Origin of the sequence: Pontibacter sp. E15-1, from assembly GCF_022601975.1 — a bacterium.
Taxonomy (GTDB): Bacteria; Bacteroidota; Bacteroidia; order Cytophagales; family Hymenobacteraceae; genus Pontibacter.
Window position 1 is genome coordinate 1 of record NZ_JAKVIR010000035.1, and the last position, 24,212, is coordinate 24,212.

Annotated in this window: 20 protein-coding genes; 8 read left to right on the forward strand and 12 right to left on the reverse strand. The window is 55.4% G+C overall.

Going from position 1 to position 24,212, the window contains the following annotated elements; translation table 11 throughout:
- Positions 1–186: 186 nt before the first annotated feature.
- Together MKJ04_RS20155 and MKJ04_RS20160 are read left to right on the forward strand one after the other, a co-directional pair.
- Positions 187–489: a hypothetical protein gene (locus MKJ04_RS20155; protein ID WP_241643609.1), complete on the forward strand. Its 303-nt coding sequence runs from the start codon at positions 187–189 to the stop codon at positions 487–489.
- 181 nt (positions 490–670) lie between these two features.
- The gene (locus MKJ04_RS20160) at positions 671–949 is read left to right on the forward strand and encodes a hypothetical protein (RefSeq protein WP_241643611.1); all 279 of its coding nucleotides are present in this window, start codon (positions 671–673) and stop codon (positions 947–949) included.
- Between the two features lie 314 nt (positions 950–1,263).
- Here the strand turns inward: MKJ04_RS20160 and MKJ04_RS20165 are convergent, their stop codons facing one another.
- Positions 1,264–2,265, reverse strand: a complete 1,002-nt coding sequence (locus MKJ04_RS20165; protein WP_241643613.1) for a sugar nucleotidyltransferase — start codon at positions 2,263–2,265, stop codon at positions 1,264–1,266.
- Between the two features lie 389 nt (positions 2,266–2,654).
- Here MKJ04_RS20165 and MKJ04_RS20170 point away from each other — a divergent pair, with 389 nt between their 5' ends.
- The 4 genes from MKJ04_RS20170 (at position 2,655) to MKJ04_RS20185 (ending at position 7,436) form a co-directional block, all read left to right on the forward strand.
- Complete coding sequence (locus MKJ04_RS20170; RefSeq protein WP_241643615.1) at positions 2,655–3,233, forward strand: LemA family protein; 579 nt, start codon at positions 2,655–2,657, stop codon at positions 3,231–3,233.
- A 76-nt stretch (positions 3,234–3,309) separates the two neighbouring features.
- Positions 3,310–3,747, forward strand: coding sequence for a TPM domain-containing protein (locus tag MKJ04_RS20175; protein WP_241643617.1), 438 nt, complete (start codon positions 3,310–3,312; stop codon positions 3,745–3,747).
- A gap of 9 nt (positions 3,748–3,756) precedes the next feature.
- Positions 3,757–4,530 (forward strand): TPM domain-containing protein, encoded by a 774-nt coding sequence (locus tag MKJ04_RS20180; protein WP_241643619.1) that lies wholly within the window; start codon positions 3,757–3,759, stop codon positions 4,528–4,530.
- A 239-nt stretch (positions 4,531–4,769) separates the two neighbouring features.
- Positions 4,770–7,436 (forward strand): ATP-binding protein, encoded by a 2,667-nt coding sequence (locus MKJ04_RS20185; RefSeq protein ID WP_241643621.1) that lies wholly within the window; start codon positions 4,770–4,772, stop codon positions 7,434–7,436.
- Here the strand turns inward: MKJ04_RS20185 and MKJ04_RS20190 are convergent.
- Positions 7,433–8,821, reverse strand: coding sequence for a sigma-54-dependent transcriptional regulator (locus MKJ04_RS20190; protein ID WP_241643622.1), 1,389 nt, complete (start codon positions 8,819–8,821; stop codon positions 7,433–7,435). The genes MKJ04_RS20185 and MKJ04_RS20190 overlap by 4 nt on opposite strands.
- Positions 8,822–9,267: 446 nt before the next feature.
- Positions 9,268–9,498: a hypothetical protein gene (locus tag MKJ04_RS20195; RefSeq protein ID WP_241643624.1), complete on the reverse strand. Its 231-nt coding sequence runs from the start codon at positions 9,496–9,498 to the stop codon at positions 9,268–9,270.
- A gap of 425 nt (positions 9,499–9,923) precedes the next feature.
- On the opposite strand from MKJ04_RS20195, the gene polA reads away from it, so the two are divergent.
- Complete coding sequence (gene polA, locus MKJ04_RS20200) at positions 9,924–12,767, forward strand: DNA polymerase I (protein ID WP_241643626.1); 2,844 nt, start codon at positions 9,924–9,926, stop codon at positions 12,765–12,767.
- A 182-nt stretch (positions 12,768–12,949) separates the two neighbouring features.
- Here polA and MKJ04_RS20205 read toward each other — a convergent pair whose 3' ends face one another.
- Together MKJ04_RS20205 and MKJ04_RS20210 are read right to left on the reverse strand one after the other, a co-directional pair.
- Positions 12,950–14,368, reverse strand: a complete 1,419-nt coding sequence (locus MKJ04_RS20205; RefSeq protein WP_241643628.1) for an SGNH/GDSL hydrolase family protein — start codon at positions 14,366–14,368, stop codon at positions 12,950–12,952.
- Positions 14,369–14,382: 14 nt separating this feature from the next.
- Entirely contained in the window at positions 14,383–15,621 is a 1,239-nt protein-coding gene (locus tag MKJ04_RS20210; protein WP_241643630.1) for an OmpP1/FadL family transporter, read from the reverse strand.
- 96 nt (positions 15,622–15,717) lie between these two features.
- Here MKJ04_RS20210 and MKJ04_RS20215 point away from each other — a divergent pair, with 96 nt between their 5' ends.
- Complete coding sequence (locus tag MKJ04_RS20215; protein ID WP_241643632.1) at positions 15,718–16,827, forward strand: NAD(P)/FAD-dependent oxidoreductase; 1,110 nt, start codon at positions 15,718–15,720, stop codon at positions 16,825–16,827.
- 31 nt (positions 16,828–16,858) lie between these two features.
- Here the strand turns inward: MKJ04_RS20215 and MKJ04_RS20220 are convergent, their stop codons facing one another.
- The 7 genes from MKJ04_RS20220 to MKJ04_RS20245 all read right to left on the reverse strand — a co-directional run bounded on the left by MKJ04_RS20220 (position 16,859) and on the right by MKJ04_RS20245 (position 23,702).
- Entirely contained in the window at positions 16,859–17,707 is an 849-nt protein-coding gene (locus tag MKJ04_RS20220) for a cyanophycinase (RefSeq protein ID WP_241643634.1), read from the reverse strand.
- Between the two features lie 111 nt (positions 17,708–17,818).
- On the reverse strand, positions 17,819–18,676 hold the full coding sequence (locus tag MKJ04_RS20225; RefSeq protein WP_241643635.1) for a sterol desaturase family protein: 858 nt from the start codon (positions 18,674–18,676) through the stop codon (positions 17,819–17,821).
- A gap of 40 nt (positions 18,677–18,716) precedes the next feature.
- Positions 18,717–19,022 carry a transposase gene (locus MKJ04_RS22985; protein WP_410896840.1) on the reverse strand — a complete coding sequence of 102 codons (306 nt, stop codon included), beginning with the start codon at positions 19,020–19,022 and terminating at the stop codon, positions 18,717–18,719.
- A 12-nt stretch (positions 19,023–19,034) separates the two neighbouring features.
- Entirely contained in the window at positions 19,035–19,427 is a 393-nt protein-coding gene (locus tag MKJ04_RS22990) for a transposase (RefSeq protein ID WP_410896839.1), read from the reverse strand.
- Between the two features lie 447 nt (positions 19,428–19,874).
- A complete protein-coding gene (locus MKJ04_RS20235; protein WP_241643637.1) occupies positions 19,875–20,609 on the reverse strand; it encodes an MIP/aquaporin family protein in 735 nt (244 codons plus the stop codon).
- A gap of 10 nt (positions 20,610–20,619) precedes the next feature.
- Positions 20,620–22,122: a glycerol kinase GlpK gene (gene glpK / locus MKJ04_RS20240; RefSeq protein ID WP_241643639.1), complete on the reverse strand. Its 1,503-nt coding sequence runs from the start codon at positions 22,120–22,122 to the stop codon at positions 20,620–20,622.
- 17 nt (positions 22,123–22,139) lie between these two features.
- The gene (locus MKJ04_RS20245; RefSeq protein ID WP_241643641.1) at positions 22,140–23,702 is read right to left on the reverse strand and encodes a glycerol-3-phosphate dehydrogenase/oxidase; all 1,563 of its coding nucleotides are present in this window, start codon (positions 23,700–23,702) and stop codon (positions 22,140–22,142) included.
- Between the last annotated feature and the right edge of the window lie 510 nt (positions 23,703–24,212).

The window sequence follows — 24,212 nt, forward strand, 5'->3', positions numbered from 1 at the left end:
TATTCCTTTAAGCTTGGTTGACACCGCTTTTGTTCATCTCATACCCCCTATAAAATTTATCGTAATATCATTTATTATAAAGAAATACACCCTGTACAATGCAGCAGCATTCATACCTTAGTGATCGAACGGGGCATGCTGTTAAAGAATATCAAAACAGATCAGGAAGATATTCCTATCAATAACATGAAGTTTCTTCAAGGAGATGTTCACAAGTTGATTTATGAGTTGTTAAGCATTAACAAAACTAAGCGTGTAAGGACGATTGACAGCTGGGATGAATGGAAGGAGAAGGGATATTTAAAGATTGCATATAAAGTAAACACAGGAATCCTTGCATTTGCTTTAATAGCTGTAATAGCCCATATAATATTTAAGGGGTTTGATTCAAGCCAACTGCTCTTCATGCTGCTGTTAATTCTGCAGATGTTTCTCTACCAGTTACAGATGAAGGGAAAATTAAAAACAACTGGAGGTAACAAAGTTTAGCAGTACGGCTTGCTAACGCTGCGCCATTCTGCTACACAAATACCGTTGGTAAAAATAGTAATTAATGATTCCCAAGAAGTTGTTAAAAGAAAAATGGTCCCTATTAGTACTAATTATATGGGTGCTAATATACTCTTTCGTCTTACCTCATGTTGTAAATTTCGAGGAGATAATTAATAACATGGTTAACAAAGATAATTGTGAAGAAGAACAAAAATTACAAAGAGAGTTTATTAATGGCGTTGTCACAGACAAATTTGAGGACAGTAGAGGTATAAGGTACTTTAGATATTACAACGGACAGGACACTTTATTGAGTCATTGGGCGCTTTTGAAGCCAACCTTTTATAACTACTTAGAGGTAGGAGATTCAGTAGTGAAAAAGGAAGGTAGCCTTATTTTCCAAATTAAGAGAGGAAGCATAGATACCACACAGGTTATTGACTTTGAATGTAAATAAAAAAGGAATGTTAAGTGTCAAGAAACTTAAATCCTTAAATAAATCACTTTGACCAACAACACCTAAACATTAGCTACGCCACAGACTTCGGCTGCACAAGTCCGTTAACTTAAACCAAACATCCATACCATACTACCGTTCTTGTACCAAACGAGGAAAAGTGTATGACAAACCACATTTATCCCTGCCTGTAGTTTGACGGACAAGCTCAGGAAGCCGCACCTTATGGTGCTTTCATGCAGATGAAAAAGTTCGCTCTCGAAAAGCTGAAACTGGCTTAAATGGCAATGAACGAGGAAGGCAATAGCCCCTCGCTACTGCCCAAAATTAATCTCCGTACTGTCGCCGATGTTGAGGCTGTGGCTGAAGCCCTTGAAAATGGCGTCGCTGCCGATGATGGAATCCTGCATCACGGCGTAGCGCAGCTCGGCATACGACCCGATAATGGAGTTGCTCAGAATACAGTTCTCGATGGTGGCGTTGTCGCCGATGGCCACGTTAGGACCGATAATGGAATTATAGATCGCGCAGTCGGTGCCGATGCTCACGGGTGGTATAATGATACAGCCTGGGTATGTGTTGCCTTTGTTCTGATCCTTAGATTTTTGCCGGTTCAACAGCGTGGCGTTTGCCTCCAGCAGCGTTTCTTTGCGGCCACAGTCAAACCAGTGGTCCACGCTCCAGGTCACCATCTTCTCCCCTCGCTTCACCATGTGCATCAGGGCATCGGTCAGTTGGTACTCGTCCTGGGTGCGGATGTCCTCTTCGATGATATAGCCGATAGACTCAATCAGTTTCTTCGGCTGCATTATTTTGTAGAGCCCTACCAGCGCGAAGTTAGATTTCGGGATCTTGGGCTTCTCCACCAGTTTGGTGATAAACTCGTCGTTGCCCACCTCCGTCACGCCAAAAAGCGAGGGCTTGGCCACCTTCTTCACGCCCAGCACCGAGTAAGGCGCTTTGATGATCGCCTGCAGGTCCACGTCCACAATCGCGTCGCCGAGTATAATCAGCACGCTCTCCTCCTGCTCAAAGGTATGGCGGGCCACCCACAGGGCATGGCCCAGTCCCTCACGCGGCTCCTGCACCACAAACTCGGCGTTTATCTGGGGGTACTTGGCGCGCACATAGCTTTCCACTTTCTCGCCGAGGTAGCCGATGATAAACACAAAATCCTGTATGCCCGCTTCCAGCAGTTTTTCGATGATGTGGCCAATAATCGTGTTATCGGCCACAGGCACCAGCGATTTAGGCTGCGTGTGCGTGTGTGGCCGGAGCCGTGAACCTACGCCTGCTACCGGGATGATTGCTTTCATACACTTTACATTTATGGCAATATATCAAAAGATGTCTGTAACTTCAACAGCTGCCGCCATATGCCGGGCAGTCATTTGGTGGCCTCTTCGCACCGCAAACATCCACCCTGCCGTAGCTCGGAGCCTTGTGCCGCACATTGCCTGCAGCAGCATCGATAAAGCAGGTATGGATTTGTTTTCATAACCACAGTTGCCGGACTTCAGATTCGTGGTATAGATAGTTTGCAGCCTAAAAGCTGAGTTTTATACATGCTCTTAACAGGAAACAGCGCGCAAATGTTAATTTCTGCCTGTTTTGCTGCGTTGCTTAACGTTGCTTTCTTAAATTCGTACTCATATCGCCTGCATTAGCGGAGCGCAACGTATAAAAAACCATACAACCCCCACTTATGAAAAGACTGTTTTTTTACCTGATCGGATTTGTAATACTGGCATCGCAATCGTCGTGCGGCTATAACACGATGGTGCAGAAAGACGAGTCGGTAGAGACGGCCTGGGCCAATGTGCAGAACGCTTACCAGCGGCGCGCCGACCTGGTGCCCAACCTGGTGAACACCGTGAAGGGGGCCGCCAACTTTGAGCAGGAGACCCTGACTCAGGTGATTGAGGCCCGCGCCAAGGCAACCAGCGTCAACATCAGCGCCGACAACCTGACGCCAGAGAACATTCAGAAGTTTCAGGCGGCGCAGGGGCAGCTGTCCGGGGCCTTGTCGCGGCTGTTAGCCACCGTAGAGGCCTACCCCGAGCTGAAGGCAAACCAGAACTTCCTGGAGTTGCAGGCGCAGCTGGAGGGCACGGAAAACCGCATTGCGGTGGAACGGCGCAAGTTCAACGAGGCCGTGCAGGACTATAACACCACGGTCCGCTCCTTCCCCAATAACCTGATGGCCGGCATCTTCGGATTCGAGCGCAAAGGCCACTTCGAGGCAGAGGCCGGCGCACAGACCGCTCCTACTGTACAGTTTTAAATTGTTGGTTGTTACTTGTTGATTATTTTGATAAACGCAGTCAACAAGTAACAACCAGCTATCAACAATCAGATTTATGCCCAAAGACACGATAACCCCAGCCGACGAGCAGCAGATTATGGCAGCCATTGCCGAAGCCGAGCAAAACACGTCGGGAGAGATACGGGTGCACGTAGAAACCAACTGTAGCGGCAACGTGCTGGACAGAGCCACCGAGGTGTTCGCGGACCTGCACATGCACAAGACCCAGCTGCGCAACGGCGTGCTGTTTTACGTGGCCATCGACGACCACCAGTTTGCCGTTTTGGGTGACGCTGGCATAAACGCTATCGTGCCCGAGCACTTCTGGGAGGACATTACCGCTGAAGTGGTCCGGCAGTTTAAGGAGAAGAAATACGCGGAGGGGCTGTCGAAAGGTATCCTGATGGCTGGCGAGCAACTAAAGTCCCACTTCCCTTACAACCCCAAAGGCGACATCAACGAACTGAGCGACGACATCTCGTTCGGCGACTAACCCATCCTTATGAAGCACTTCCTAGTACACTACCTTTTTTTGCTGAGCTTCGCGGCGTTGGCACAGAGCAATGACTTCCCTCCCAGGCCCAACCCGCCACGGCTCGTAAACGACCTGGCCGACATGTTGAGCGCCCAGGAGGAACAGGCACTGGAGCAGAAGCTGGTCAATTACAACGATACCACTTCAACCCAGATCGTGATCATCACCGTTACCTCCATTGGCGACTACGATGCCAACCAATATGCCGCGGAACTGGGCGAGCGCTGGGGAGTCGGCACCAAAGACAACGACAACGGCCTGATTATACTGGTAGCCAAGAACGAGCGCCGTGTCGCAATCCAGACGGGGTATGGTATGGAGGCCTACGTGCCGGACGCCATCGCCAAGCGGATCACGGAGAACACGCTTAAGCCCAACTTTAAGCAGGGCGCCTATTTCAAAGGGCTGAACGAGGCCACAAACCTGATTATTGGCCTGGCCAGCGGCGCCTACCAGTCTGACCCAACCGCTGATACCGGCGACGGCGAGGGAGGGCCTTCCCTGATGTTCATTGTGATTATCGTGATCATCGTACTTTTCATCATCTCCAGAAGAGGCGGTGGGGGTGGCCGCAAAGGCAACAGATACTCCCGAACGTTTGGCGGCCCTGTCATTGTACCCGGCGGTTTCGGCACTTTCCGCTCAGGCGGTGGTATGTTTGGCGGAGGCGGAGGCGGTGGAGGTTTTGGTGGCTTCGGCGGAGGCTCTTTCGGGGGCGGCGGAGCCAGCAGCAGCTGGTAGCCATACCCTACGGCGAGCCGGGAAGGCAGGCAGCACGCCTGAATTACTTTTGCAACGGAGCTATACACCAGAGGCGGCAGCATGGAAGGACCACGCTGCCGCCTCTGGTGTATAGCTTCGGCAACTGCCTCTCAGCGACTGGCCCTGCGCATGGCCAGAACTTAAAGCCGATCTGCAATCATTTCGGTTATTTTGGCGTTATAGGAACTTCGCAGCTTTTAAGGCACAGCACATTACGCATGAGGATATTCGGAGATAGCATAAAATCGAAAGTGATCGTGGGCTTTTTACTGGCGCTGGGCATTGTGCTGGCCGCCATATACCTCACTTATACCAGCTTCACCAAACTGCTTGGCTCCGTCGACGTGCTCTCCAGGCCAAACAGCAAACTGGCCGAGATGCAGTATACGCTGGCCACGATCTCCACAGCGGAAAGCTCGATAAGGGCCTATACCCTGACCACGAAGCAGGAGCACTTTAAAGATTACCTCGATCACCTCGGCTCTATTGAGAACCAGATTGGCTCGCTGCGCCAGATGATGCAGGACAACCCCCAGGAAATAGCCCAGCTTGACTCGATTGCGACGCTGCTGGACGCCAAGCAAAAAAGCCTGGAGCAGTACGTGGCCCTGAAGAAAGAACAGCAAAGCCTCGACTACTCGGGCAAGGCCATGCGCCAGATTGCCTCCACCGTGCAGGAGCAGCCGTTGTCCACCACCATCAAGCAGCATACCACCACCACCATCTCCGACAGGCTTACCATCAACCCGGAAGAAACCGAAGAGGAGGAGGCCTCCCCGCAGGAAGAGGAATCCACAAAATACGAAGAGCCCAAGCGCGGTTTTCTGAACAAGCTGTTTTCCAAAAAAGAAAAGGAAGACCGCAAGACCGCGCCGCCGCCTAAAGTAATTGTGCCGCAGCTGAACGTGACCCAAGAGATCAAGATCGATACCAGCGCCACAGCCACCCGGGTAGCCCCGCTGGCCAAAGTGCGCCGCATCCTGCATAACGTGCAACGGGAGTCTGATGAGAAAAAAGAGCTGCTGCAAGCCAAGGAGCTCACCCTGCTGCAGCAAGACAAGCACATCATGGACCAGGTGCGCAGCATGATGTATGCCCTGGAGCGCAACGAGCAGGAGCAGATGCTGCAGAACTCGCGGCAGGCAAGGGCTGTGGCCAAGGAAACCTCCGGGGTGCTGCTGCTGATCGGCGTGCTGGGGCTGGGTGCCGGGCTGGCCTTTATACTGGTCATCCTCCGCGACCTTACCCGCAGCAACAACTACAAAGCCAAGCTGATAAAGGCACAGAAGGACGCCGTGCAGCTGGCCAATGCCAAAGAGGCCTTTGTGGCCAACATGAGCCACGAGATGCGCACGCCCCTCAACGTTATCCTGGGTTTCTCGCAGCAGTTGCGCCATACCCCGCTGCTGCCGCAGCAGCAGGAGCACCTGCAAGCCGTGAATGGGGCAGGCGAGCACTTGCTGCACATCGTTAACGACGTGCTGGACCTCTCCAAGATCGAAGTCGGCAAGCTCCACATCCACCATTCCGTATTTAGCCTGAAACAGCTGCTAAAGCAGGTAGAGCATGCCTTTGCGCTGAAAGCCTCAAGCAAGCGCATTCATTTCCTGACGCGCACCGACGAGCTTATACCGGATGTGCTGCAAGGGGATGCGCTGCGCCTGAAGCAGGTGCTGTTTAACCTCGTGGACAACGCCATCAAATTCACGCACGAAGGGCAGGTGCTCGTGAGCGTGCGGCTCAAAACGATTCGGCGCACCAGGGCGGTGGTGAGTATTGCCGTGTCCGACACGGGCATCGGCATTTCAGAAGACCAGATACAGCATGTGTTCGGAGAGTTCAACCAGGCCGACGACTCCATCCTCCGGAAGTATGGCGGCACCGGGCTGGGCCTGTCCATCAGCAAGAAGCTGGTGGAGATGCAGGGAGGCACGCTAAACGTGCACAGCGAGCAGCATCAGGGCACAACCTTTACATTTGTGCTACCCCTGAAGGTGTCAAAGGAAGCCCTGCCTGTGCAGACCGACACCCTCACGCCGCAGTCCACGACTTTCCAGAACTTTACGGCCCTTGTGATCGACGACGACGCCTATAGCCGCAAGCTATGTGAACTCATCCTGACACGCTGGGGAATGCATGTGCACTTGGCAAACGATGGGCAGGAAGCGATGGACCACGTGCTCCGCCAACGGTTCGACGTGGTACTGACGGATATTCAGCTGCCTGGCATGAGCGGCAAAACCGTTGCCCGGAACATCCGGAAACACGACAAGAACGTTCCGATCCTGGCCCTGACCGCAAACATTCTGAGCAACGAGGAGGACTTCTTCAAAAACACGGCTATCTCCGGCCACCTCCTGAAGCCTTTTACCGAGGAAGAACTGCACCAGATACTGGCGACTGCATTACCAGCCATACCCGCTGCCCAGCCTGTTGCCACATCTGCACAGGGTATAAAGCAACAGGCTATGAAGAAAGAGACACCGCAGCTGGCTGCCGCCGCCCCGCCCACAGGCAAACTATACGATTTGAGTGAGATGCGCCTTTTCATTGGCCCGGACAACGAGACCCTGGCCGCAGTGCTGGAGGTGTTGGTGGCAGATCAGCGGCAAAACGTTCAGGAGTTGCAGGTTGAGGCCGCAGCGGGAAACTGGGTAAAAGCGGGAGAGATAGCGCACAAGATGCTGACGACTTTTAAGCACCTGAATGCCCACACGATTACCCCGGACCTACTGGAGCTAGAGCAAGTGCTGCATACCGGCAAGGTGGTGCCCGAGCAGTTAGAGGCAGCGGCGGCGAGAACAGCGCAGGGTGTGCAGCAGGCGCTGACAGCTATACAGCAGGAACTGGAAGTGCTGAGACCTGTGCCGCAGGAGGCTAATTAAGCGTCGATATCGTATAGTTTCAGCTTGTTGTAGAGGGTCTTGCGGTCAATGTTCAGCAGCCGCGCCGCCTTAGACTTGTTGTACTTCACACGCTCCAGCATTTGCAGGATCATTTCCCTCTCGTTGCGCTCATTGATGCTCTTGAGGTCTGTGCCGCCATACATGGCCGTATTGTCTATGGGAGCCAATGGCGGGTTTTCTTTGGCAAATGCAGCAGCGGGAGCGTTGGATACTATTTCGACAGGGAACTCCTGCATCGTAATCAGCTCGCCCTTTGCCAACAGCACGGCGCGCTTTACCACGTTCTTCAGCTCGCGCAGGTTGCCCGGCCAACTGTAGTTGAGCAGCACTTCCTCTGCCTCCATGCTAAAGCCGGCCACGCTTTTGTCCATCTCGCGGTTTGCCTGCTGCATAAAGTGTTTTGCAAACAAGGTCACATCGCCATCGCGCTCGCGTAGCGCCGGCACATTTATCTTAAACTCGTTGAGGCGATGGTATAAATCCTCCCGGAACTGCCCGTTGGCTACCGATTGTTGCAGGTCCTCGTTGGTGGCGGCCAGCACACGCACATCCACGTCTGTGTCTGAGGTGCTGCCGATTTTGCGCACCTTGCGCTCCTGCAACGCCCGCAGCAGCTTTACCTGCACCTCGTAGGGCAGGTTCCCGATCTCGTCCAGGAAGATGGTGCCGCCCTCAGCGGCCTCGAACTGCCCCAGTGTGTCTTTCATGGCTCCCGTGAACGCCCCCTTAAGATAGCCGAAAAGCTCGCTCCCGGCCAGTTCCTTCGACAGCGCCCCACAGTCTATGGCCACAAAGGGCATATGCTGGCGCTTGCTGCGCTCATGGATCATGCGGGCCACATACTCTTTGCCCGTTCCGCTCTCGCCTTCTATAATCACGGAGAGGTAGGTAGGGGCCACCAAAGAAATGAACTCTTCGATTTGGGCTGCTTCGCGGCTTTTGCCCATCACAAACTTCGGGCTATCCGGAACGCTTGCCGGTGCTGCCTCGTCGGTAGCCTCGGTTTTTTTGTGCAGGGCGTTCTGTATAACCAGCAGGGTCTCGTCCGGGATGATGGGTTTGGTGATGTACTCGAAAGCACCCATTTTAATGGCCCTGACCGCCGTGCGGATATCAGCATAATGGGTCATCAGGATAACGGGCACATCTTCTGCGAGCACTTTGATTTGAGGCAGCAGCTCCAGGCCATCTTTGTCTGGAAGGCGGAAGTCTGTCAGCACCAGGTTAAAAGAAGACAACTTGAGCAGGCGCAGGCCATCGTTGGCTGTAAAAGCCGTTTCCACCTCATAATCCTTGCGCTGCAAAAATGCCTTCAGCATCATGCAGAAAGCAGGGTCGTCATCAATTAATAATATTTTAGGCATAAATTCGTGTAACTAAAGTGCACGTGAATTACGTATGGGCACGAAGCAATTAAATAACGACAAAGGTACCCCGATTGTTCTATCGTCGCCCCTAAGTTCGCCATTCACCGCCAAAAACCACACTTCAGCTTGCAATAATGCACGTAGCACCTACCCTGGCATTTTTGTGTCGCTGTGCCCATAAACAGAAAAAGCCCCCGCGCCAACGGAAGCTTTCTCTCTGAGAAAGTCTCCGCGCCAACAGAAACAATCTCATAAATAACTTATAAATGAAGCTTTATAGCTTGACAACCAGCGGCTTGCCACCAGTTGGGGGTAGCTACGCTACCATGCTTGCCTCAGGGCCTGCTCGTTTTGCCTCGGTGTTCACATCCGTGAACGCTCCGGCGAAGGTGTAAGGTTTTGTCATCTGTTGTTTGGTTTAGGTTAGATTCTGTTATTAGTCTTTAGTCTGTCACGCTGTTTCCGTGTTCGTCGTAACGGGCAATGGCCCTGTTGTGCTCCGCGTTGATGAAGTACACTTCATATGTGGCTTTGCCATCATTAGCGTCTGCTATTCTGTATACATCGCTCACTTCCCACACGGTCAGCACATCGCTTTTGAGTGCTTTCCGGATACTCTTGGGCAGCTCCTCTTTCGAGATATGCTGCTTGGCAGGGGCCTCTTGCAGCCTCATGCTGGCTAATGGTGCCTGCGTTGAGGGCACGTAACTGTACTGAGCGTTGGCCTCCAGCGCACATGCGCCTGATAGTGTGAGTGCAAGAAGTAAAACAGCGGCTTTGTTCATTTCCCTTTTCAGGTTTCAGTATTGTGTGTTCTGCAAAGCCCATATGACATAACTGTGCCAAAAAGACCCTCATCTCCTAACAAACTACTCTCCAACGCCTTACGGCAAATAACTCCAACACCCGGGTTTTAGGTATGCCGTAAAAAAGTGTAGACATTTTCCACAGTTTGTAGAACCAGGCCACAGACTGTGCACGCTTCAGGTAGTCGGGCTGGGCCTGAGATAACGCATAGCCCACTTTTCTGCATAGCGAAGGGCCATGCAACTGGCGTGCCCACTGGCACCTATTGCCGAAAATTAAGTATCTTTATCCCATGAGCGAACCACGTAAAAAACTGTTTCTGCTAGATGCCATGGCCCTGATCTACCGTGCGCATTTTGCCTTTAGCAAGAACCCGCGCATCAACTCGAAGGGTATGAACACCGGGGCGGCCCTGGGCTTTACTAACACCTTGGTGGAGGTGCTGCAGAAAGAGCAGCCCACCCACATCGGCGTCGCCTTCGACTCGGCAGCCAAAACCTTCCGGCACGACAACTTTGCCGCTTACAAGGCCAATCGGCAGGCCATGCCAGAGGACATCTCTATTGCCATACCCTATTGCAAGAAGATTGTGGAGGCCTTTAACATCCCGGTGCTGATCCTGGATGGGTATGAGGCCGATGATATCATCGGAACCATGGCATGCCGGGCCGAGAAAGAGGAATTTGACGTGTACATGATGACACCCGACAAGGACTACTGCCAGCTGGTGACGGAGCATGTGTTTCTGTATAAGCCCGCCTTTTTGGGCAACGCCGTGGAGGTATGGGATGTGCAGAAAGTGCTGGATAAGTGGGAGATTGAACGCGTGGAGCAGGTGATCGACATCCTGGGCCTGCAGGGCGACGCCGTGGACAACATTCCGGGTATACCGGGCATCGGCGAGAAAACCGCCAAGGCGCTGATCCAGCGCTTTGGCTCTGTGGAGAACCTGATCGCGAATGCAGACCAGTTGAAAGGCAAGCAGAAAGAGAACGTGGTGAACTTCGCCGATCAGGGTATGCTGTCGAAAGAGCTGGCCACCATCCATTGCGACGTGCCCCTGCCGTTCAGCGCGGAGGCCCTGCATTATGACGGCCCGAACGAGGAGCAGATCACGGAGCTTTTTGCGGAGTTGGAATTCCGGCAACTGGCGCAGCGCGTGCTGGGGCAAACGCTCGCCTCGGCGATCACGGCACCGGCTGCCAGGCCAGCGCGCGGCCGCAAGGCCTCCGACCAGAGCCAGACCTCGCTGTTTGGCGCAAGCACCCCTGCAGAGGCAGTTGCTGTAGCCGAAGACGAAGCGCCGGCTACGCTCCATACCCTGAACACGACACTCACGAATTATCACCTCATCAACACGCCGGAGCTGCGCCAGAGCCTGCTGAAGTATCTGCTGAAGCAGGATGAGATATCCTTCGACACAGAGACGACGAGCATCGACGCCATCACGGCCCGGCTGGTGGGTATGTCGTTCTGCTACCGCCCCGGCGAGGCGTATTACGTGCCGGTGCCCGACAACGACCAGGAGGAGGCGAAGCGCATTGTGGCCGAGTTTAAGCCTGTGCTCGAGAACCCTAACATCGCCATGATCGGCCAGAACATCAAATACGACATCCTGGTGATGAAGAATTACGATGTGGAGGTGCAGGGCCCGATCTTCGACACCATGCTGGCGCACTACCTGCTGGAGCCCGAGATGCGCCACAACATGGACGTGCTGGCCGAAACATACCTGAACTATACCCCTGTGCCCATCACCGATCTGATCGGGCCGAAAGGCAAGAACCAGAAAACCATGGCCGACCTGGAGCCGGAGGATATAAAGGACTATGCCTGCGAGGATGCCGACGTAACGCTTCAGCTGAAGCAGTATTTTGAGCCGCTGCTGCAGGAGCAGGGCCTCACCAAGCTCTTCCGGGACGTGGAAACGCCGCTGGTGCAGGTGATCGCCGACATCGAGAAAGAGGGCATCAGCATCGACTCTGACGCGCTGGCTGATATCTCCATTCAGTTGGAGGCTGAGATCTCGGGGCTGGAGAAGCGCATTTTTGAGATTGCCGGGGAGCAGTTTAACATCGGCTCGCCCAAGCAGCTGGGCGAGATACTTTTCGACAAGCTGGAGCTACACGGAAAGTCGAAGATCAAGAAAACAAAGACCGGCCAGTATGCCACCGGCGAGGAGATTCTCTCGAAGATGGCGGGCGAGCACGAGATGGTGCGCCTGATCCTGGAGCACCGCGAACTATCTAAGCTGAAGTCTACCTACGTGGATGCGCTGCCACAGCTGGTTTGCAGCCTCGATGGCCGCGTGCATACCTCCTTTAACCAGGCCGTGACCGCCACAGGCCGCCTAAGCTCCACCAACCCGAACCTGCAGAACATCCCGATCCGGACGGAGCGCGGCCGCGAGATACGCAAGGCCTTTGTGCCCCGCAACAACAAGCACCTGATCATCTCGGCCGACTACTCCCAGATCGAGTTGCGCATCATGGCCGATTTCAGCGATGACCCTACGATGAAGGAGGCGTTCCGGAATGGCATCGACATTCACGCGTCCACGGCCAGCAAGGTGTTTCACGTGCCGCTGGAGCAGGTCGACAGCGAGATGCGCCGCAAGGCCAAGACGGTAAACTTCGGGATCATCTACGGCATCTCGGCCTTCGGCTTGGCAGAGCGCCTGGGAATCCCGCGCCGCGAGGCGGCCGATATCATCGAGGCGTACTTTCAGGAGTTCCCGGCGGTGAAGGAGTATATGGACACCACCATTGAGAAGGCGCGGGAGCTGGAGTATGCCGAAACGCTGCTGGGCCGCCGCCGCTACCTCCGCGACATCAACTCGCGCAACCAGACCGTCCGTGCCTTTGCCGAGCGCAACGCCATCAACGCCCCCATACAGGGCACCGCCGCCGACATCATCAAAATCGCGATGATCCATATACAGGACTACCTGAAGCAGGAGAAGCTGCAGACGCGCATGATCCTGCAGGTGCATGACGAACTGCTGTTTGATGTTCCGAAAGAGGAAGTGGAGATCGTGACCCCCAAAATCGTGGAGCTGATGACAAACGCCCTGCCGCTGAGCGTGCCGATGGAAGTAGGACTGGGCGTTGGCGAGAACTGGCTGGAAGCCCACTAGAGGGGTATGGATTTGCAGGATTAGTATCTTCTTTAATTACAGGCAGGATGTTTTCTGGGTATAAGGTTGAAGTTTATACCCAGAAAACATCCTGTTCATCATACAGCCTGCAAATCCTGATTCAGACACAAAAAAAGCACCTCTCTTGCGGGAGGTGCTTTTTACTTTTAGTTGCGTTTGCGTTAGGGCAGTAGCACGGCCCGATACTGCGTCTCGTCCACTAGAGGCACATTCGAGTTATACTTGGCGTTAATAGCCTGTATCATTTCGTTGGCCGCTATCGCATACCCTCTTGGGGTTAAATGCACGCCGTCCAGCGAGAACAGATTGCCCGTGATGAAGGCCGGAGAGTAGGCCGCGCCGTTTTTGCCGAAGCCAGTCTGGATGGTGTTGAAATAAGCGTTTGCATCCCACAGGGCAAGGCCTCTGGCCTCGGCCTGGGCTTTGATGATCGTGTTGAAGGCCGAAGTAGCGGCTTTCACGTTGTTCTGCTCGTTCACATCCAGCAGCAGCGCACTTGGCCACGGGTTGCCTCCGGAAAAGCCGAACATCTGCGTGGTGTCTATGCTATAGTTAAACAGCAGCTGAGCTAATGTGCCTTTTATGATCAATGGATCCTGGCTGGGGCTCACCTGCTTAGCCAGATCTCTCCAATACTTGCCAGTTGGCTGACCAAGCAGCGCGGCATACGAAGCACCCGTCAGGGTAAACAGGACCCCATTCTCAGAGGCATTAATCTGGGAGGTGAGGAACTGGACACGATCTTTACCTGCACCCGTGATCGCCACCATACCTGGCACGTTGTTATCGGTAAGCGTTTGCTTCACGCGGGGGCCGACAGTGGTAAAGAAAGGAATACCTGCCACATTCGGGATGGTGGCCAGGATGCCTTCCTGGCCGTTGGCCATAAGTGCACCGACCAGCTCCGCGTAGTTTGCGTCGAACGTGGTAACAGGGGTGATGGCATTGGAAGCTGCGGTTGATGCCCCTCCCGAGGTTGCATAGCTCAGCACATCGTTGTTTCCGAGCCAGAGGCTGAAGAAGGTATGATCCGTGGACTGCTGCACGCGCTGCAGGTATGTCTGGCCTGCCTGTGCATCCGGTGTAATCCGCTCGAAGTATGGGTTGCCTTGCGCACTTCCATACCCCTGCACCTTAATGTCGGCCACCTTCAGGCCCGGAACGCCCAGGTTCTGAACCGGGTCTGTAAACTTGGTAAACAGCACCGGGCTTGCGCTCCGGATGGCGCGGTTTTCGGTTACAGTTTCAGTGATTGGGCTGCCTGTGGCGGTAAACCCGGATAGCCTCAGGTAGCCAGAGCCGTTTTTCTGGGCCTCTGTGAAGAGCGGCTGCACAAAGCTGCCGCCTCCCACTTCCGCAAACTGATTCGCCATGAGGGCGGGATAAGAGCTGCGCTGCCCCTCCAGGTACAGGCCATTGTCCTGAAAGCCTGCTGTAAGAGAGTTGCCCACGGCCACGTACTTCGCGAAATCCGCCTCCCCTGAGCTTTTACTCGGCGCGTCAATCTCAGGGTCGCAGCTGGTAAGCAGCACGCCGGCAGAAAGGGCCAGCACACTGTATTTATAGAATATATTTTTCATCTTCGTGTAGGGAGTTAAAATTGGAAATTGACCGCCAGGCCAGGGATGTAGGCGATGGATTTATACGTGCCCGCGATACCTCTCGACTTGTCTGCCGCATCGGTGCGCTTGGCCTTGTTGATGTACAGGAAAGAGGCGTCCAGGCTAAAATTGTCGGAAACTTTATACCCCACCCCTACAGAAAGGCCGCGTGAGTCAGAGTCTGGGGTTTCAGGCGTCAGGTAGCCGTCCTGCACGGGCGTCTGGTCATAGTAGGCACCGGCACGCAAGGCCAGGGCCTCGTTCAGCTGGTACTCCCCGCCGATACGGTAGATCATGGCGTCCTCATACTTGCGGTCGCTCTCCGACACCGTGCTGCCTGCCACAGGCTGCGTAAAGTCGAAGCGCAGGTTCTCGTAAGCGCTCCACTGCACGCGGCTCACGTCCACCGCGAGGGTCAGCTGGTCCGTGGGCTTAAAGCCCACCCCCAACGATAGCGTGGATGGCATTGGCAGCGAGGCGGAGAACTCCGTCCCGTCCGGGAAGTTGCCCATCGCCGAAGCGGGTATATTCCTGAACGTCACGCTTCCGTCATTCACTTTGATGTCGACTTTTGAACGGTAGTTTATACCTATCGAGAGCTGCTCGGTCGGCTCGAAGTATACCCCGGCGTTAAAGCCATAGGCCGTCTCGGCGCCGCCGTCCAGCTCAATGCTGCCCTCCTGGCCATCCTGCCCCTGCACAGGCAACACGCGCTGCAGGTTCACACCACCAGTTGCCACCACAAAGCCAACCCCTATACCCAGCTGGTCCGTGATCTGGTAGCTCACCGTTGGCTGGAAGTAAACGGCCTTCAGGTCAATCTCATTCAGGCCATACTTGCCGTTCCACTCCTCGCCCCATCTCACGCCGCTGCCAAAAGGGGTATAAATCCCGAGGCCCACCTTGATTTTCTCATTTATCCCGAACACGCCATACACCTGGAACGGTGTGCCGAAGTCGTTGTCGGCCAGGGCGGTGGTGTTGGTTGGCTCCGGGGCGCGGTAAGCGATCCTGGAGTTGATCAGGCTGGCGCCGATGGTTACCCCGTTCTCGCGCATGAAACTCATGGCCCCCGGGTTAAAGAAAATACTGGCCGTGCCGGTTTGGATACCGGTGCCCGTATGGCCCATGCCCACCTGCCGCTGACTTGCCAGGTTTACCTGATACCCGCCTGCCATGGCTGAGGCGGAGAGAAGCGTGCCTCCCAATAGGGCTAAAATTCTGCGTTTCATATAAGCTATTTTAATAGATGTAGAGGTTGTACTGATGTAAACAAATATATTATATCCCAAGCGATGCGCAAGCCTGTTTTTCAAATATTTTTAAGTTTGAGTCGAAAAAAGAGGGCGGTCACGCACCTTCCGCTGCACCCTGTTGCGCTGCAAGTGCCCGGTGAGGTTCGTGAGGGCGTGATCCGGTCTCGCAGCCAGGCGCACGTGGGGGAGGCTGGCTCCCCAAGGCTAATTTATTCCCGATGCGGGCTACCTTATTCTGTGCTGCTACGTTTACATGTGCTCAGAAAAAGCAAGAGAGCTATGTATGATGTGATTGTGATAGGAGGCGGCCCGGCCGGTTTGAACGCGGCAATGATTTTGGGGCGCTCGAGGCGGAAAGTGATCGTGTTTGACGGGGGCCAGCCGCGCAACCGCTGGTCCGACAACATGAATGGCTTCCTGACCAGCGACGGTATGAATCCGCGGGATTTTATAAAGAAGGGCCGGGCCGAGCTGCAAAAGTACAGCATCGAGATGAAAGACATTGAGATAAGCTCTGCCACCTACAGCAAAGGGCAGTTTGTGGTGAACGACGCCGAGGGCACGGTATACCATACCCGCAAGCTGCTGCTGGCCACTGGCCTCAAAGACAACTGGCCCCAGCTGGAGCGCTTTGAGGAATTTTACGGCAAGAGCATCCACCATTGCCCCTACTGCGACGGCTGGGAGAGCCGCGACAAAGCCATTGCCGTGTATGGCAAAGGCCGTAGCGGTATCGGGCAGGCCCTGGCTATGAAAAACTGGAGCGCCGACGTGACGCTTTATACCGACGGCACCGACAAACTGCGCCGCTCCGACCTGGAATTGCTGGAGCTGAACGGGGTAAAGGTGGCCAGAGAGAAAATCACACAGCTAGAGGGAGAGGACGGCATGCTGCGGCACATAGTGGTGCAGGGCGGCGAAAAGCGGGCGCAGCAGGCCCTGTTCTTCTCCGAAGGCACCAAACAGCAATCCGCGCTGGGCAAGATGCTGGGCTGTGAGTTTACCAACAAAGGCGTGATCAAAACCCGCCGACTGCAGCAATCCAATATACCGGGGCTATACGTAGCCGGCGACGCCGCCCGCGACATGCAGATGGTGATTGTGGCTGCAGCCGAAGGCGCCAAAGCGGGTGTCGCCATCAACATGGACCTGCAGAAAGAAGACCGGAAAACAGTGGCTTAAGCATGCGGCCGGGATGGCCAAAAAGAGTGTGCTATTTTGTTTCTGGCAGCGCTTGCGGTGCAACGCGCTCTGCCCGGGGCACCGGCTGGAAGAGGTGCTCGCGCAGGCAGTAGCGGTAACCGTGCACCAGCAGGTGCATTTTCAGGTTCTCCACGGCAATCGGGTCATTTTCTTCCACAGTGCGGGTGTTGGAAAAACGTATCTGACTCCCGTCGATAATCGTTACCACGCCTGGCCCGAAGACCTCCACCTGATCCCCGGCTTTGATGATGATGCCGGTTTCCTCGCTCAGGCCGATGCCCACGTAGTCGGGGTCGTGGGCGATGGCGTGCGCGAGGCGGCCAAAGCGACCGCGTTCCGCAAAATGCGTGTCGATGTATACCCGCTTGATCAGGGAGCAGCCTTCAGCCGTTTTCATCTCGCCCTTGATAAGGGAATAGTGGCCATACCCATTGTAAATCATCCTGTCGGACATGATGGCAGCCCCAGCACTTGTGCCAGCAATAATGATGTCCTCGGTTTTATATCGGTGGCGCATCAGGTCCAGCAGCGCCGTGCCGTTCAGGAAGCCTGCCAGGCGCACCTGGTCGCCGCCAGTAAAAAAGATCACATCCGCCTGCTGTATGCGGGCCAGGTGGTCGGGGGTGTCGGCGGGGTGCAACTCATCGATGTGCATGAAATGCACCTGGCTGCAGCCCAGTTCCTCAAAAGCCTCTTTATACGCATTCCCCGACACGACCGCATCGGATGGCAGGGGTGTGGCCGTGGCAATCACTTCGATCCTCGAGGTGAGTTCACAGATATTCAACCGGATTAATTTTATCAGGCTTTCGTCGTCTCCTCCCCCCAGTGCAATCAGTCTTCCTTTCACTTGCTCCATATATACATTTACGGGTAAAGTTACGGGTTATACTTAATAGTGCGTGGCGAAGTTAAAATCCCTGCCCCCTGCTCCGGCTTATACCTCCTTAGTAAGCTTACTTAGAACCAGTTAGGGAACAAGCGTGGTGGGCGGGAGCTTGGCTTCGCGCTCGGGCACGGTGCCGTCTGGCAACTGCCAGGGCCGGGGCTGCGCAAAAGGCAGCAGAAACAGTTGCTTCACCGTCTGTTCCTTCGGGTCGCGGTAGGCAGGCGTGCCGATGGTAATCTCCTGCTGCGGCACGTTCAGGCGCAGCGAGCGGTGCAATCGGTCCCACCACGAGAAGATGACGGAGAAATTGCTGTTTGTCTCCTGGGCTACAATGGAGTGGTGTATGCCGTGCATCCGCGGCGTGACCATCACCCGGCAAAGCTGCCGCTCCACGTGGAAGGGCAGGCGCAGGTTAGTATGATGGAAGGCCGTGCAGCCCTCGAAGATAACCTCGTAAAACAGCACAAGCGGCGCGGGCACCCCAATAAGAACCACCGCTGCACCCCGGTAAGGCAGCGAGGCGATGTTCTCGCCGATATGGAACCGCCAGGCAGTGGACAGGTCCAGGTCCAGATCGATGTGGTGCACGTTGTGGAAACGCCACAGCAGGTCCGACTTGTGCAGCAGCACGTGCCACAGGTAGTTGGTATAGTCCAGGAGCAGGAACCCGGCCGCGTAGCGCGCCCATTTGGGCAACCCCAGCCGGGGCAGCAGGCCAAACCGGTGCCTGTTGGCGCGTTGCGCTACGGCATACATGCCGGGCAGCAGCACGAGGCGCAGGGCGGGCAGGGCGGCGGCAGCCACTCCCCCGTTCTCGAAGAGGCGCGTTAGTTTGGGGCGTGTTCGCTGGCGCAGCTTCCGCCTCGACTCTAGCACAAAAAGGGCCGCAGCCGCCACGCCCAGCAAGGGCATGCCTATGGTGTCAAACTTGGGGAACATGATTTTCATTTCCTTAGCTACCCCAAATGCCTTCTTTTAGTTACCGGTGCGAGACCGTTGCAAAACGGTGCGAGATCTTGTATTTATTCTTTTTTTGAAGTTTTTGTCGCTGCATTGGCTCTGAATCGCCTGAGACAGGCCCTTTTAGGGCTGTTTTTGCCCCTTGTTTTTCACGGCAGGACCTAATGATCCCGGGTGTGCGGTATAAGTTGTAAGCCATGGCCTCCATCAGGTACTGGGTATGGGTATGGGTCTTGGCCATCCCCCTGTAGCGGGCCTGACTGCTGTTGAACCCGCGGCGGATGCTGCCAAAGGTCCGCTCCACCTTATACCTGACTTTGCTGATGAGCTTGTTGAACTACCTCTCCTGCCCTGTGAGCGCTCTCCCCCGGGTCGCCTTCTTCTGGATGCGGTCCCTGAGCCGCTTTTCTTTCAGCAAGTCCCTGTTTGCCTGTGAGGCATAGCCCTTGTCGGCAAAGAAAGGGGTGTTCTTTGGCAGCCCCGCTTCCCTGAGCACCTCCTCCAGGTTGGCTATCTCATGGACGTTGGCCGCTGTTGTCACCACATGCAGCACCATGCCCTCTGTGTCTGTCACCGCATGCCTCTTGTAGCCGTAGAGCAGCTTGCCCGCTTTCTTTATCCAGCGCCCCTCTGTGTCCACGCCCGGCTTTGGCACCTTGAGTAGTCGCTGGCTCTCTCCCTCCTTCTCCGCCTGCTGCTCTCGTGGCTCCTGTGAACGGTCCGTTACCACTTCATATCTTGTTTTGCCTTTGGGCTTGAGGGGGGGGTGGGCGTGATGAAGGCGGTGGCGCCCTTGACGTAGTGCGCATTGATGAGCCGGGAAATCGGCTGCCAGTCCGTCACCTTGTTTATCTGGTTGAAGAACTCACGCTTGATCTTGCGCCGCTCAACGGCAAGGTCGGCAAAGCCTACGCGGAAGCTGCCTTTTTCATAAACCTAAGATAAGAAGTTCTGGCGCACGAAAGCACTAAAGTTTAACCCATCAATCAGCAGCGCCCCTGCAACAGCCTCAGTTGTTTAACACGACCAAAAACGGAATGGCTCGCTTGCTCCTGCTCTTTTGTTGCTGAGGTTTAGCACCGGGCGCGCAGCTTGTCGGGAAGTCCTCCGTTTTACCTGATAAAGCGCTGGTTTCACTCCAGCAGCTTCGCCTGTGCCCAGCACAGGTATGGGCTGCCTATATTTGTATATACTTGAAAAGAAGCGCGGCAATGGCTGCCCCGAGCAGTGGGCCAACTATAGGCACCCAACTATACGCCCAATCGCTATGGCCTTTGCCCCGGATCGGCAGCACCCAATGCGCCACGCGCGGCCCAAAATCCCTGGCCGGGTTGATGGCGTAGCCCGTGGTGCCGCCCAGCGAGAGCCCGATCCCCCACACAAGGAAGGCGACCGGTATGGCGCCCAAAGAGCCCAGCCCGACTGGCGTGCCCTGGTCGTCCTGGATGGCGGCGGGTGTGAAATACAAAAGGACGAAGATCAGCACAAAGGTACCAACCACCTCACACAAAACATTGGTCGGGTAGTTGCGGATAGCAGGGTTTGTGGCGAAAACCGCAAGCTTGAGACCCTGGTCCGGCGTCTGGTCGAAGTGGTCTTTGTGCATAAGCCATACCAGTGCGGCCCCGGTCATAGCCCCCATAAACTGCATGAGGACGTACCCCGGAACCTTACTCCATTCGAACTGACCTGCCAGCGCCAGCCCCAGACTCACCGCGGGGTTAAGGTGAGCCCCACTGTATGGCCCGGCGACCACTACGCCAATGAATACGCCCAGGGCCCAGGCGGTGCAGACCACCATCCAGCCGGCTCCTTCTCCTTTGGTTCCTTTCAGAAGAACGTTGGCCACTACGCCTGTTCCCATCAGGGTCAGCAGGGCCGTTCCGATATACTCTGCCATGAATGGGTGCATCGTTTATAGCTTAAGATTCTAACCAGTTTTTCGTTCGCTCCACGGCTTTTTTCCAGAGGTGCAGGTTGTGGGCCACGGTTTCCGCAGGCATGGCAGGCTCAAACACATGGTCTTCTTCCCACAGCGATTTCAACGCTTCTACATCCTTCCAGTAGCCTACCGCCAGCCCGGCCAGGTAGGCAGCACCCAACGCGGTGGTCTCCAGCATTTTGGGCCGTTTCACCGTACAGTTCAGAATGTCTGTCTGAAACTGAATGAGGAAGTTGTTTGCGGCGGCCCCGCCATCTACCCGGAGCTCCCGGATGTGGGCCCCGCTGTCCTTTTCCATGGCTTTGAGCACATCGTATACCTGGTAGGCTATCGCTTCGAGGGAGGCCCTGGCGAAGTGAGCGGGGGTGGTGCCGCGGGTGAGCCCAAAGAAAGCCCCGCGGGCGCCCTGGTCCCAGTAAGGCGCGCCCAGCCCGGTAAGCGCAGGCACAAAGTATACGCCTTCGTTGTCTGGCAGACTGTTGGCCAGTGCTTCGCTCTCTGTGGCTTTTCCGATGATCCCGATGCCGTCCCGGAGCCACTGGATAGCGGCGCCCCCGATAAACACGCTTCCTTCGAGGGCGTACGTCACGTGGCCGTCCAGCTTCCAGGCAATAGTGGTCAGCAGTTTGTTATTGGATTTCACCGGCGTGTCACCTGTGTTCATCACCAGAAAGCAGCCCGTGCCATAGGTTGTTTTAGCCATTCCTTTCTGGGTGCAAAGCTGCCCGAACAGCGCCGCCTGCTGGTCTCCGGCAACCCCGGCAATCGGGATCTTGGCCGAGAATATTTTCCCGGAGGTGGTGCAGAACACCTCACTGCTCGACCGCACCTCCGGCAGTATACTTCGGGGGATATCAAACAGGTCGAGCAGCTCCTGGTCCCATTGTTGGGCATGAATGTTAAAGAGCATGGTGCGGCTGGCATTGGTGATGTCGGTCAGGTGTTTGCTGCCGTTGGAGAGTTTCCAGATCAGCCAGCTGTCCACTGTCCCGAAACAGACCTCTCCTTTGGCCGCCTTTTCCCGCGCCCCGTCCACATGGTCTAATATCCACTTGATTTTGGTGGCGGAGAAATAGGCGTCAATGATCAGGCCTGTCTTGTCGCTGATCAGCTCGGAGTGGCCTTCCTCCTTCAGCGCGTTGCAGTAAGCCGAGGTTCTTCTGTCCTGCCATACGATCGCGTTGTAGAGGGCCTCGCCCGTTTTCCTGTCCCACAGGATGGTTGTTTCCCGCTGGTTGGTGATGCCGATCCCGGCGATCTGGTCGGCAGAAATGCGGGCTTTGGTGATCGCCTCCGCCGCCACCGCCGCCTGCGTCGACCAAATCTCCATCGGGTCATGCTCTACCCAGCCCGGACGGGGGAACTGTTGCTCGAAAAGGCGCTGTGCGTCCGAAACGATCTTGCCCTGCCGATTAAAAACGATGGCTCTGGAGCTGGTGGTGCCTTGGTCAAACGCCAGCAAGTACTGTTTTGGCTGCGTCATATGTGCTTCTGCTTAGTTTACGGATGGATAAAGTATCTTTTTGCCAGTTGCTCAAATTCGGCGATCTCACGCAGCCCCCAGTCTTCGCTTTCTCCCAGCTCCGCACGCATGATCTCCGCCACTGCAGGGGCCATTTCCTGCGCTGCCCGCGCATCCAGAAAGAGTATCCGCATCCGCCTGGCCAGCACGTCTTCCACCTTCAGGGCCATCTCCTGTCGCACCATCCATACCACCTCGGCCCCGGTGTGGGGGTAGCGCGGGTGTAGCGGCTTTGCAAGAGCAGGCACCTGCGCCATCAGCTCCCTTATGCCAAAGGCGTCGCTGCCGTAAATCGCGAGCGGCCCTTCCGGGGCGGAGGCCTCATAGCCATGCAGTTTGATTGAGGCGGAGGCGCTCCGGGGCAACTGCAGGTGCTGTAGCTTCACCAAGGCGTCCACGGTGTCTTCCCCCATCTTCCGGAAGGTGGTCCACTTGCCGCCGATGATGGAAATAAGCTGGCTTTTGGTGACGGTCACCTTGTGGCTGCGGGATATCTCCTTTGTCTTGGTGCCTGCTGCTTCGGCCGCGGCAAGGGGGCGCAGCCCGGCAAACACCGACAGCGCATCTTCCCGGGAAGGGGGATTGACAAGGTATCTGGCGCAGTTCTCCAGGATGAAATCAATCTCCTGCGCCAGCGGCCTGGGCTCCAGCTGCGGCTTTTTACGGACGGTGTCGGTGGTGCCCAGGAGCAGCTTGCCATGCCACGGTATACCAAAAAGCACGCGCCCATCCGAGGTCTTCGGGATCATAAGCGCATCCTGGCCGCCCAGAAAGGAGAGGTCGAACACCAAATGGGCTCCCTGGCTCGGCGTGATGGAGCGGGCCGTGTCGGGGGTATCCATTCTGAGAATATTGTCAGCAAACACGCCCGTTGCGTTTACCACCGCCTTCGCTTTAACGGTATAGTGGCTTTGGCTGATCTGGTCCGTCGCGTGGACGCCATCCAGCAGGCCTTTTTCATCCTTGGTTAGGCTGGTCACTTTCATGTAGTTCAGGACGCAGCCACCCATTTCCGTGCAGGTCTGGGCAATGTTCAGTGCCAGGCGGGCATCATCAAACTGGCCGTCGTAGTAGAGCACGCCCCCCTTCAGGCCCTGCTGCCGGATGGTGGGCAGCCGTTCCACCGTCCGGCGCTTCGAGAGCCACTGCGACTTTCCGATCCGCAAGCCGCCAGCCATCAGATCATATACTTTCAGCCCGATGCTATACTTCCATTTATCCCAGTAAGTATAAATAGGGATGACGAAGGCTTGTGTGTGCGACACGTGCGGGGCGTTTTTCATGATCCCTCCCCGCTCCTTCAGGGCCTCCAGCACTAAGCCCACATCGCCCTGCGCCAGGTAGCGCACGCCGCCATGAAGCAGTTTGGTGCTACGGCTGGAGGTGCCCTTGGCAAAGTCTGCTTTCTCGAGCAGCACCACCGACAAGCCTCTGGAGAGCGCATCCAGCGCAACCCCAAGGCCGGAGGCACCGCCACCAATCACGGCCACATCCCAGACGGGCGTGGTTTTTAGTTTGTTTAAACCTTCGGTTCTGTCCAATGCGGTGTTCTTATTGCTCTAGCGCCTCCCCAAGCTGGATGCAGGCGGTTGCTACATCCAATATAATAAATTAAAGATGATAAAGAAGAATTTATTACAGCGCATAGCAGCCATACCGCCTTGTCCTGATACAGGTTACCAAAAAAGCCAGCGAAATTGTATGGCAAAGCATTCGTATTGTAGCCGAGCACCTCACCTTTGGTGTGAGCTTCGGGAAGTGGCCAATATACATGGTGGTGATTCCCGCAGTCTGCACGGTTGGGTAAAAGAAAAGAGTAGTACGCGCGGATAAAAAACGGTTTGTCCTGAAAAGCCTCGCAAAAAACGGCTGTATTTTGATACGGACTCTCTTGCACTGCTGCGCTGTCTCCGGGCAGGTTTTGCGGAGATAATATCCATCAGCACCCAAAATGGCCTCATTATACCTGGGATGAAACAAACCTGTCCGATCTGCTTGGAACCACGCGTTTCGCTTTCCCCAAAACCTGCCAACTTCCAATTTTCCCCGCC

What these genes read in the sequence shown, in the direction of transcription:
- MKJ04_RS20220 (WP_241643634.1), bottom strand. Translation starts at nt 17,707, where the DNA reads ATGGAGCAAGTGAAAGGAAGACTGATTGCACTGGGGGGAGGAGACGAC.
- MKJ04_RS20195 (WP_241643624.1), bottom strand. Translation starts at nt 9,498, where the DNA reads ATGAGGCTGCAAGAGGCCCCTGCCAAGCAGCATATCTCGAAAGAGGAG.
- MKJ04_RS20185 (WP_241643621.1), top strand. Translation starts at nt 4,770, where the DNA reads ATGAGGATATTCGGAGATAGCATAAAATCGAAAGTGATCGTGGGCTTT.
- MKJ04_RS20160 (WP_241643611.1), top strand. Translation starts at nt 671, where the DNA reads ATGGTTAACAAAGATAATTGTGAAGAAGAACAAAAATTACAAAGAGAG.
- MKJ04_RS20205 (WP_241643628.1), bottom strand. Translation starts at nt 14,368, where the DNA reads ATGAAAAATATATTCTATAAATACAGTGTGCTGGCCCTTTCTGCCGGC.
- MKJ04_RS20225 (WP_241643635.1), bottom strand. Translation starts at nt 18,676, where the DNA reads ATGTTCCCCAAGTTTGACACCATAGGCATGCCCTTGCTGGGCGTGGCG.
- MKJ04_RS20155 (WP_241643609.1), top strand. Translation starts at nt 187, where the DNA reads ATGAAGTTTCTTCAAGGAGATGTTCACAAGTTGATTTATGAGTTGTTA.
- MKJ04_RS20180 (WP_241643619.1), top strand. Translation starts at nt 3,757, where the DNA reads ATGAAGCACTTCCTAGTACACTACCTTTTTTTGCTGAGCTTCGCGGCG.
- polA (WP_241643626.1), top strand. Translation starts at nt 9,924, where the DNA reads ATGAGCGAACCACGTAAAAAACTGTTTCTGCTAGATGCCATGGCCCTG.
- MKJ04_RS20210 (WP_241643630.1), bottom strand. Translation starts at nt 15,621, where the DNA reads ATGAAACGCAGAATTTTAGCCCTATTGGGAGGCACGCTTCTCTCCGCC.
- MKJ04_RS20235 (WP_241643637.1), bottom strand. Translation starts at nt 20,609, where the DNA reads ATGCACCCATTCATGGCAGAGTATATCGGAACGGCCCTGCTGACCCTG.
- MKJ04_RS20190 (WP_241643622.1), bottom strand. Translation starts at nt 8,821, where the DNA reads ATGCCTAAAATATTATTAATTGATGACGACCCTGCTTTCTGCATGATG.
- MKJ04_RS20165 (WP_241643613.1), bottom strand. Translation starts at nt 2,265, where the DNA reads ATGAAAGCAATCATCCCGGTAGCAGGCGTAGGTTCACGGCTCCGGCCA.
- MKJ04_RS20175 (WP_241643617.1), top strand. Translation starts at nt 3,310, where the DNA reads ATGCCCAAAGACACGATAACCCCAGCCGACGAGCAGCAGATTATGGCA.
- glpK (WP_241643639.1), bottom strand. Translation starts at nt 22,122, where the DNA reads ATGACGCAGCCAAAACAGTACTTGCTGGCGTTTGACCAAGGCACCACC.
- MKJ04_RS20170 (WP_241643615.1), top strand. Translation starts at nt 2,655, where the DNA reads ATGAAAAGACTGTTTTTTTACCTGATCGGATTTGTAATACTGGCATCG.